We start from the raw sequence: 2,734 nt of genomic DNA, 5'->3' as shown, positions 1-2,734 counted from the left end.
CACCCGCTCAACATGGCGGCGGTCGGCGTCACCGGCACTTCTGCCGCCAACCGGCTGGCTGAGGAAGCCGATGTCGTGCTGGCCATCGGCACGCGCCTGCAGGATTTCACCACCGGTTCGTGGGCGCTGTTCAAGAATTCGGGCAAGACCATCATCGGACTCAACGTGCAGCCCTTCGATGCCGGCAAGCACCGCGCCCTGCCGCTGGTGGCCGATGCGGCCGAGGGCCTGGCGGAACTCGGTGCTGCGCTGAAGGACTGGAAGGCGCCGGCAAGCTGGACCGACAATGCGTCGTCCGGCAAGAAGGCCTGGGCGGTCGAGGCGGCCAAGGTGACGGCGTCGACCAATGCCGCCTATCCGTCCGATGCGCAGGTGATCGGCGCGGTGCAGCGCGCCATGGGCTCCGGTGTGACGCTGCTGAATGCCTCCGGCGGGTTGCCGGGCGAATTGCACAAGCTTTGGCAGGCGGGCGCGCCCGGCTCGTACCATGGCGAATACGGCTTCTCGACCATGGGCTATGAGATTGCCGGCGGGCTCGGCGCCAAGATGGCGAAGCCCGGCGAGGAGATCGTCGTCATGATCGGCGACGGCTCCTACCTGATGATGAATTCGGAGATCGCCACCTCGGTGATGCTCGGCCTCAAGCTGACCATCGTGCTGCTCGACAACCGCGGTTACGGCTGCATCAACCGGCTGCAGATGGCGACCGGCGGCGCCAACTTCAACAATCTGCTGAAGGACTCGCGCCACGAGGTTCTGCCCGACATCGACTTCGCCGCGCATGCGGCGAGCATGGGGGCGATTGCCGAGAAAGTGCCGTCGATCGCCGGGCTGGAAAACGCGCTGGCACAAGCCAGGAAGAATACGCGCACCACGGTGCTCGTCATCGACACCGGCCCCCTGGTTTCCACCGATGCCGGCGGTCACTGGTGGGATGTGGCGGTGCCGGAAGTGTCAGTGCGGCCGCAGGTCAACGCGGCGCGCAAGGCGTATGATGAAAAGCGGCAGATGCAGACCATCGGCGATTGATATAGGCGCCGAAGCTCCTCCTTCTCCCCGTCTCTACACGGGGAGAAGATGCCGGCAGGCAGATGAGGGGCGGCGCCAACGAGCAAGAAACTGTTTTAGGACCGGAGTGACGACTTGAAAGCCAAACTGGGCATGTCCCCCATTGCGTGGTGGAACGACGATCTTGCGGAGCTCAGCGATGACGTGTCGCTGGAAGAATGTCTGCGCCAGTCGCGCTCGGCCGGCTTCACCGGCATGGAGATGGGCCGGCGTTTTCCCAATGACCCCGAAATCATGCTGCCGATCCTGAAGGCCGCCGACGTCACGCTGTGCGGCGGCTGGTTCTCGGGCACGCTGGTCGATGGGGAGATGGCCGACAACAAGGATCGCATCCAGCCGATGATCGACCTGTTCAAGGCGGTGAACGCGCCTTGCATCGTCTATGGCGAGGTTGGCCGTTCGATCCAGGGCGACCGCTCGAAGCCGCTGGCGACCAAGCCGAAGCTGTCGGACGACGAGATGAAAGCCTATGCGAAGCGCCTGACCGAATTTGGCGAATGGTGCGCCGAACAAGGCATGCCGCTGTCCTACCACCACCATATGGCGGCGGTGGTCGAGACCGAGCCGGAACTCGATGCCTTCATGCGCTATTCCGGAGCCGGCATTCCGCTGCTGCTCGATGCAGGCCATCTGGCATTCGCCGGCGGCGACGTGCTGCGCGCCATCGACAACCACCATACCCGGATCAGCCATGTGCATGTGAAGGACGTCCGCATGGGGGTGATCGAAAAGCTCGACCGCACGAAGCAGTCCTTCCTCGACGCGGTGGCGCTCGGCGCCTTCACCGTGCCGGGCGACGGTTCGCTGGACTTCGGCGCCATCGTGCAGCGCTTCGCCGACCATGGCTATGAGGGCTGGTTCGTGGTCGAGGCCGAGCAGGACCCGAAGAAGAACCCGCCGCTCAGGATGGCGCAAGTGGGCTACAAGGAATTGATGCGCGTCATGACGGCGGCCGGATACACGGTCGAGACGCAAGGCTTTCCAAATGTCTAGTTTCCCAATGGCTGGTGCGACGGGTTCCCGGCGAGGCCGATTGCTGTAGATTGGCCCGATGAAAGATTCCGAACACCCCTTCTTCCGGCCTTTGTGGCGGCGTGTCGCCGTCGTCGCGGTCTGCGTCATCTGGTCGATCATCGAGTTCGCCACCGGCACGCCGTTCTGGGGCATGATCGCGCTCGGCTTCGCCGGCTACGCCGTCTGGCAGTTTTTTTATCTCTACAAGCCTGCTGACGAGGCGAGGCCTCCGGTCGGGCCCGAGCCGAAGGAGTGACTGATCGCATGCGTCGGCGGTTAGCTTCCAGTGCTTCTAACTTCGTCATCCGAGGGTCTCCGCGACGGAGCTTCGCTCCTGCTAGGCCCTAGGATGACGAAGTTAGAGAGGCTTCGGCCGATCTCGAAGATTTCGATAGGAGAGACAAAAATGTCGAAGCTGCTCGTCAAAGCCGACAAGGGCCACGGTCGCGTCGCCCATGTGACGCCGAAAAGCGCGGGCTGGACCTATGTCGGTTTCGACCTGCATCGGCTGAAGCCGGGCGAGAGCGCCTTCGGCAAGACGGAGGATCGCGAAGTCTGCCTGGTGTTCGTCACCGGCAAGGGCAAGGCTTCAGCCGGCGGCAAGGAGCTCGGCCTGCTCGGCGAGCGCATGTCGCCCTTCGAGGGCAAGCCG

General features: G+C 63.9%; 4 protein-coding genes. All 4 read left to right on the top strand.

Going from position 1 to position 2,734, the window contains the following annotated elements; translation table 11 throughout:
• A partial coding sequence (locus EN879_RS31220) for a thiamine pyrophosphate-dependent enzyme (protein WP_164774696.1) occupies positions 1–1,029 on the top strand: 1,029 nt, incomplete at its 5' end.
• A gap of 114 nt (positions 1,030–1,143) precedes the next feature.
• The gene (gene iolE, locus EN879_RS31215; protein WP_063169768.1) at positions 1,144–2,061 is read left to right on the top strand and encodes a myo-inosose-2 dehydratase; all 918 of its coding nucleotides are present in this window, start codon (positions 1,144–1,146) and stop codon (positions 2,059–2,061) included.
• 58 nt (positions 2,062–2,119) lie between these two features.
• The gene (locus tag EN879_RS31210; RefSeq protein WP_027161053.1) at positions 2,120–2,338 is read left to right on the top strand and encodes a hypothetical protein; all 219 of its coding nucleotides are present in this window, start codon (positions 2,120–2,122) and stop codon (positions 2,336–2,338) included.
• Positions 2,339–2,488: 150 nt separating this feature from the next.
• On the top strand, positions 2,489–2,734 hold a 246-nt coding region (locus EN879_RS31205), incomplete at its 3' end, for a 5-deoxy-glucuronate isomerase (RefSeq protein ID WP_206521035.1).

This window comes from Mesorhizobium sp. M7A.F.Ca.AU.002.02.1.1, from assembly GCF_003998535.1.
Taxonomy (GTDB): Bacteria; Pseudomonadota; Alphaproteobacteria; order Rhizobiales; family Rhizobiaceae; genus Mesorhizobium; species Mesorhizobium ciceri.
The sequence above is the reverse complement of the archived record's forward strand: the minus strand, read 5'-3'. Positions and strand labels throughout refer to the sequence as shown.

Coding starts and splice junctions, on each gene's coding strand:
- EN879_RS31210 (WP_027161053.1), top strand. CDS start 2,120: ATGAAAGATTCCGAACACCCCTTCTTCCGGCCTTTGTGGCGGCGTGTC.